A 6,759-nucleotide genomic window follows, 5' to 3' on the forward strand; every position below is an offset into this window, starting at 1 on the left:
ATGTCGCGATGTGGATGGGCTGGGTCAAACTGACCAACTCGGACGGGTCGGTCACCACGGTCGACAAGAGCTTTGGCTACAAAAAGGACGAAACCGGTACGCTACGGATCGTTCTGCACCACTCTTCGCTACCTTACCAGCCACCGGGACTGCCCCTGAAAGCAGGGATCCTCAAATGATCCTCGACAAAGCCCCTGCACTCGATGATTGCATGGCTTTTGCATCCACTCCTGGCAGCCTGACTGCCATTCATCAGCCAAACTGTGCTGCAACGGTCTGGCAGCGTAAACCGCTGCCGCGCTTCCAGGATTGGATCGATAGGTTGCCGCCCGATCAATTGCCAAAGGCGCGGATGGTCTTGCGGCCAGAGGCTGTCTGTGACGCGCTGATCGATATCAGCCGCCAGTGCGGGACGCCGGATTGTTCAGAGCGCAACCTCTTGATCGAAGATGCCTCTGCGCTGGCATCCATTTTTGCAAGCGTCATGAAAAGCGCATATCTAAGGTTGCGATTTGACGTGATCAACTCCAATGCCTGTCGTAAATTCCATGTCGATGCTGTGAAAGCCCGGTTGGTCTGTACCTATCGTGGCACTGATACGCAGTATGGCCTTTCTGAGGACGGCCATGATCCCGAGCAAATCATGACTGTGCCGACGGGATCTCCGACCATCCTGCGCGGCACAGGCTGGCCCGAAACTCCGCTTTCGGGCCTGTTGCATCGGTCTCCCCCGATTGCCGACACCGGCGAAACGCGGCTGCTGCTGGTGCTCGATCCGATTGAGGATCCGGAGAAAGAGGCCGAAACCGCATATATACATTGAATTGTGCCCCCTACGGCCATCTAACGGCGGTAGGGGGCCTCTGTTTCGCACCAGAGGCCGCAAGCTGCGAAAGGTAGCACACCATGGTCCGAGTGCGAGTTTCCATTCAGTATTTGTCGGTTATCAAGGACTGCTTTTCCTCAAGTTCATTGTAGGCTTTGCGCCCGCAGCGAATGACCGCATACCGCCGGACGTGTCGAAACGCTTTGTCGGCTTTGGGCTGGGAGCGGACCTTCCGGCGCTTCTAGTGTTGATCACCGACCAAGCGGCCCGCCCCCGGCACGGTGTCGACGGCAGCTATGCGCAGGAAGCGAGCTTTGCAAAGCCTGGTGAACAGCCCTAAGCTGACCATTGTACGAAACCCTTCTAAAGACCATTCCCAGGCCGAAGCGGACCTAGTATTTTCGTGAGGCTTCCCCTGAGCTCAATACAGATCCAGCAGCTAGGTTGTCTCGCTTGGCGCATGCGTGGCCACTCCCGGCCGGTGCTGAAACCGGAAACCGCGACGAAGATATTTAATCTGGTTTGCTTACAAGGAAATATGTCACCGTGATAAACCACTTTACCGTTTCGTAAGGTGCTCTACCCATAGTTGACAGATTGTTTCGAGAGGGCGCTATTGTGTCGGTTAAAGATCTTCTTTTCTCGGTTCTGCAGACTCAGCAAGATCCGGCGTTTATCTTGCGATTAGAAAATGAACTGACGCTATCTTCTGCGAAGGTCGTCTGGGGCAACGCTGCTTTGTCCAGAATTTTTCATCATTCGCACGAGACTTGGCAACACCGGTCTCCTCTTCTTTTTCTCGACGAGGCCACGACGGATTTTCTACAAAAAGGCCTCAAGGAGCAACAGGCCAGCCCGATCAGGCTCCGAAACGCTCTAAACATACCGGTTGCAGGGCAAGATACTCTGTGTTTCGACCTGGAAGTGACTTTCCTTGCCCAGGAGAACGACGAAGACACGCACGTCTTTGGCCGCTTTGTGGACGCCACGGAACGCAAACAACTTCAAACTCGCATGAAGACAGCACAGGCAGAAGCCGAAACGGTAAAGGCCCGTTTCGAACACGCTATTAGTTCTATTCCAGAAGGTTTCGCGATGTATGATCGCGACGATGTTTTGGTGGCGTTCAACGCAAAATACGCAGAGCTTTACAAGCACACAGAGCCAGCCATCAAAGTGGGGGCCACGTTTGAATCCATCATGCGATACGGGCTTGAACACGGGCAGTACCCTGAAGCGAAAGGGCAAGAAGAGGCTTGGCTTGCGGAACGCCTGGATCGAGAAAATAGGAAACGCGCTCCAGTCGAGCGCAGGTTGCCGGGCGGCAAGTTTCTCCGCATACAGGAAGTCGAAAACGAGCGAGGTGATCTCATTGGGTTGCGCTCGGATGTGACGCAGTACTACCAGCAACAACAGGAGTTGGAGCAAAAGGCCGAGGATCTTGCTAAGGCAAACGAAGAGGCTGAGGCAGCAAGTCTGTCGAAAGACAGGTTTTTTGCCCGTATGAGCCACGAACTGCGGACGCCGATGAATGGAATTTTGGGCCTGGTAGAGGTGTTAGAACACACTGCTCTAAATCCGCAGCAACGCTCCTACCTGAAGACCATCTCAGGATCGGCGACCAGCCTTCTCAGTATCATTAACGACATTTTGGATTATTCCAAAGCGACGGAGGGCAAGTTCACCTTTGCCAATGAGCGGTTCTCGCTAAAGGATACCATTTATGAAGCCGCAGGCCTTATTCAGCCGCTTGCGCATGATAAGAATTTGGACTTTTGGATTGAATACCCCCTGACAGTGCCTACCCATTTCTTCGGGGATAGTGCGCGTGTCCGACAGGTTCTCCTCAATCATCTTGGGAATGCGCTAAAATTCACCCAAAATGGGCATGTGGGTCTGCGCGCAGCCTATCAGACTGTTGATGGCGACGCACAGCTCTCTTTGTCGATTGTGGACACTGGTCGCGGGATTCCCAAGGAACAGATGGACACGTTGTTCTCGGCCTATGAGCAAGCCAATCAGGAAACGGAAACTGGGGTGGAAGGAACCGGGCTGGGCCTGGCGATCTCCAAAGCTCTTGTCGAGCAGATGGGGGGCGCAATCCATGTCGTTTCCACAATTGGGAAGGGGTCGTGCTTTACCGTGTCCCTTGCCTTGCCTGCCTGTCCTGTATCGGGCCTAAAAGAAAAAGATCGGCAAGTCCCGGCCCAAAAGCGTAATGTGGCACTTGTTGGCCCACGGACTGAGTCAAATATGGTTCTGACTAAAAACCTGGAAGCACTGAATTGCCGCGTAGTTGCGTTTGAAGATGCTGACCAGCTTTTAAAGGACTGTGATCAATTTCATGCTGTTGTGTGGGATGGCGATCACGTTGATTGCTCCCGACCTCCTGCAAAAAAAGTGCTCGACCGGCAGACTGGCCAGTGTACACATGCCTTAATGGTCTCCACACCTATACGGTATTCCTCTGCTAGACCTGAAGCCGCCGATTTTGCAGCGACTTGGCTCAAACCGGTACGAAGCGAGGAAATCGAACAGGCCCTCCGTCCCGAGCTGCTCTCAGGCTTCGATCGGAGTGGCGACAATGAGAAGACGGCCAATTCCATGCCTTGTAAAAACAGTATCGGCTATGGGCGGGTGCTTGTCGTTGATGACAACAAGACCAATCGGTTGGTGGCTGGAAAACTGTTAGAGACAGTTGGCGTTATGGTAGATTTCGCAGGTAATGGGTTAGAGGCGCTGGATTTGTACAAAGCGCTAAGACCCAAGACCATTTTTATGGACGTCGCTATGCCTGTGATGGACGGAATTCATGCAACGTCACACATCCGAAAACTTGAGTTGGATCTCGGGCTGGCGCCATGCAAGATCTTTGCGCTGACAGCAAATACGCACAAAGAACAAGTAGATTTATGCCTCAAATCCGGAGCTAATGGCGTGATTGGAAAACCTGTAAAACGAAACGAACTGATAGAGGCTATCAGTCTTCCAAGCGCTTGAAATACTGCAGGAACCGACCCGGACAGAGCTGATGTTCTCCGAGCGTTGAATCACGAAGAACTGAGAAGTTTTGCGGTTCATAGTAGTGGGATTGTGCAACTCGGAAAGTGATGATCTTCAAATTGGGGGCCCATGCATGCAAATACAGGGCCACTAAACACAATAGATGATACCAAAATCAGAATTAATCTTATCATCTATGTCTTACTCCATAAATCGCCATGTGAAATCGATATAACTTTGAGCTTGGTCTTTCCAGCACTGTTCAAGTTGTTAAAAAGCAGACACTCGCGCACCGCGCAGCATCGGTCAAAGTGGGCTCAAAGCCGACATTGAGGGCAAAAAGCCGCATTTGACAGCTTGAGTGTCCGCTTCCGGGAAGTCGAGACGCAATTTGTTCATGTGCGGCAATGAGAGCCAGCCTCCCCTCGCACCGGTCTGCTCTGGGCTGGCTGCGGTCATCTAGCGGCTGGGAACTGGAGCGAAAACGCTGCGACCCCGCTGCCGCACCGCCGCATGTCCGCTTCGAGCCCATTCGTACCGATGCTGCACATTGCATGAACTTCAGCTTTGTGCTTGGAGATTGATCTTCGAAGCAAGTCGGACGTCTGCGTAGCTGGCGGCCAAAGGCGCCATGATGGCGGCATGAACCATCGCAGCGGGTACGCTGACATCATCGTGCACAACATTCGCGGCAGCGCAGGCATCGTGAGCAACTGTCACTTTATAACCGAGATCGACACCTGCTCGGACGGTCGCATCGACACACATCTGGCTCATCGCACCACAAATGATGAGATGTTCGATCTGCTCATCTTGCAATATCTGCTTAAGTTTCGTGCCCACAAAACTGTTCGGTCTAGCCTTCTCGACAACTTTTTCTGCAGCTAAGGGTGCAACGCTGTCATGAAGTTCTGCGCCCTTAGTTTCCGGATGGAAAAATGGTGCGGCATCTGACGCCATAACATGTTTAACATGGATCACTTTCATGCCGGTGTCGCGCGCTGTCGAAAGCAAATTAGCGGCTTTCCCCGCAGCGGTGTCCATCTTCGGCAGAGGCATCTTACTTCCGTCAAAGCTAGGGAAATAATCGTTCTGGATATCTATCAAGAGCAGCGCGGATTTGGTCATTCTATTCTCATTTCAGTACTTGTTTGGTTCGTAGAGGTATTTACCGCGTGATGCCCGGTGGGTACGATTGGCGGAAATGCCAATTTAGGTGCCAGATATGCCAAGCCTTGCAGTCATCGCCTATGAGGGCTCTCAACAATCCGCCCTACATGGGCTTGGTGAGATGTTCGATGTTGCCAACAGGCTTGTTGATGAAAACACGGGGCCACAGGTGATCCACCAGATTTTGATGCCATCCGATGTCGAGAACGCAAAAGATGTAGATGCCATAATTCTGCCGCCAAATTTGACAGGAAAGAGAGGCGACGGCGACCAAGCTCTGCATCACTGGATTATGCATCAGCATCTTGCAGGAACGATCATTTGCTCTGCCTGCGCCGGAAGTTTCTGGCTGGGGCATGCGGGAATTCTGGATGGTCGCCCCGCGACAACACATTGGGCGCTTGAAGAGGACTTCAGGTCTCAATTCCCCAAGGTTCACCTTACCCCCGAGCATATATTGGTCGATGACAATGACATCGTAACAGCTGGGGGTGTGATGGCGTGGATGGATTTAGGGATTCATCTGATTGGTCGCTGGCTTGGCCCAACAGTCGTCTCACAAACCTGCCGCCAGATGTTGATTGATCCAACGGGTCGGGAGCAGCGCAACTATCGCTCGTTTCGCCCCAATATAGCGCATAAGAACCGCGCTATTCGCGCGCTGCAACTCTGGATGGAAGGCAATATAGAGGAGGATTTGTCGGTTAGTGCCTTGGCCTTTCAGGCGGGGTTGTCTGTGCGGTCACTACACCGCAAGTTTTTGAACAGCACAGGCCTATCTGTAAACCAGTATGTCCAGGAGCTTCGAGTTGAAAAGGCAAAGGGGTTGCTTGAACTCACCGGGCTGACAGTCAGTGAGATTTGCTGGAAAGTTGGGTACAAAGATGTTTCCGCGTTCAATCGTCTTTTCAAAAGCATCTCAGGACTTAGCGCGGGCGAATATCGACACCGTTTCAGAACTCATCCCGTGTCTAAGACGTAAAGCAGCCTTAGGAGCAGGTGCAGCGAATGCTCACTTCGTCCCGCCTAGCTGACTATGGCTTTAGAGTGGTTGAATGTCTGCTCTTCGGTTTTCCAGTGCATACCTTTCAAAAGCGCGTTGCCTTCTCTGCATGACCCAAAGGACGCCATAGGGGTAACAAAGGAGACCCCAATGGCACTTGAGAAACAGTTCAAACTTGAAGCCGCTGAGAAGCCGAAAGCAATTCAACCGTTTGCCCGGCGTCGTTAGAAGTCCATTGCTGCTGTCGAGAAGCAATTGGCCGGTGTGCCGGATAATGGGACTAGTACGATCACCAGTACATGGGTGTGGCAAATCCGATGAGGGGGATTGGTTCATCTCGCCATGCTATGGGAGAACGCCGCTTGAGCTGTCCCCCGGCCTGAATGCGATCAAATGCGTTGATGTGGCCGACGTCGCCAAGAACTTCTCGAAGCTGAAGACGCTCGCCGATGAGGGCAAGCTGGACGATGTGCTGATGGAAGCCGCCATCACGATACGCAGCCGCTTTGGCAAATGAAACACAAGGTAGGCTGGGAACCTGTTTAGCCAAAGGCCGAACTCAATACTCAGCCCGCCCAAACCAACCAACGAATAGAAATCTAAAGCTCCTGCTAAGCACTTCACGAAGTGAAGCCATATGCCAATCTTTGGCCATTTGCTCGCTTCGCGAGGATCTTCGATGGTCCATTTGGAATATTTAAGTGTTTTGGATTTTGGACATACTTCTCCTATCCGTTGAGGAGGAGCATTGTCCGTT

6 protein-coding genes are annotated in these 6,759 nt (G+C 52.4%); 5 read left to right on the forward strand and 1 reads right to left on the reverse strand.

Annotated features, from left to right (window positions below; genetic code table 11):
- Positions 1-175 precede the first annotated feature (175 nt).
- The 3 genes from AN476_RS21835 (at position 176) to AN476_RS21840 (ending at position 3,826) form a co-directional block, all read left to right on the forward strand.
- The gene (locus tag AN476_RS21835) at positions 176-823 is read left to right on the forward strand and encodes a DUF1826 domain-containing protein (protein ID WP_054463876.1); all 648 of its coding nucleotides are present in this window, start codon (positions 176-178) and stop codon (positions 821-823) included.
- Positions 824-1,016: 193 nt separating this feature from the next.
- The gene (locus AN476_RS22995; protein WP_157063851.1) at positions 1,017-1,166 is read left to right on the forward strand and encodes a hypothetical protein; all 150 of its coding nucleotides are present in this window, start codon (positions 1,017-1,019) and stop codon (positions 1,164-1,166) included.
- Between the two features lie 278 nt (positions 1,167-1,444).
- Positions 1,445-3,826: an ATP-binding protein gene (locus AN476_RS21840; RefSeq protein WP_157063852.1), complete on the forward strand. Its 2,382-nt coding sequence runs from the start codon at positions 1,445-1,447 to the stop codon at positions 3,824-3,826.
- A 564-nt stretch (positions 3,827-4,390) separates the two neighbouring features.
- On the opposite strand, the gene AN476_RS21845 is transcribed toward AN476_RS21840, so the two are convergent.
- Positions 4,391-4,957, reverse strand: coding sequence for a cysteine hydrolase family protein (locus AN476_RS21845; RefSeq protein ID WP_054463878.1), 567 nt, complete (start codon positions 4,955-4,957; stop codon positions 4,391-4,393).
- A gap of 97 nt (positions 4,958-5,054) precedes the next feature.
- On the opposite strand from AN476_RS21845, the gene AN476_RS21855 reads away from it, so the two are divergent.
- Positions 5,055-5,981: a GlxA family transcriptional regulator gene (locus AN476_RS21855; protein ID WP_083464467.1), complete on the forward strand. Its 927-nt coding sequence runs from the start codon at positions 5,055-5,057 to the stop codon at positions 5,979-5,981.
- 295 nt (positions 5,982-6,276) lie between these two features.
- Positions 6,277-6,519: a hypothetical protein gene (locus AN476_RS21860; RefSeq protein WP_253279971.1), complete on the forward strand. Its 243-nt coding sequence runs from the start codon at positions 6,277-6,279 to the stop codon at positions 6,517-6,519.
- Positions 6,520-6,759 lie beyond the last annotated feature (240 nt).

It is taken from the genome of Phaeobacter sp. 11ANDIMAR09 (assembly GCF_001294455.1).
GTDB lineage: Bacteria > Pseudomonadota > Alphaproteobacteria > Rhodobacterales > Rhodobacteraceae > Pseudophaeobacter.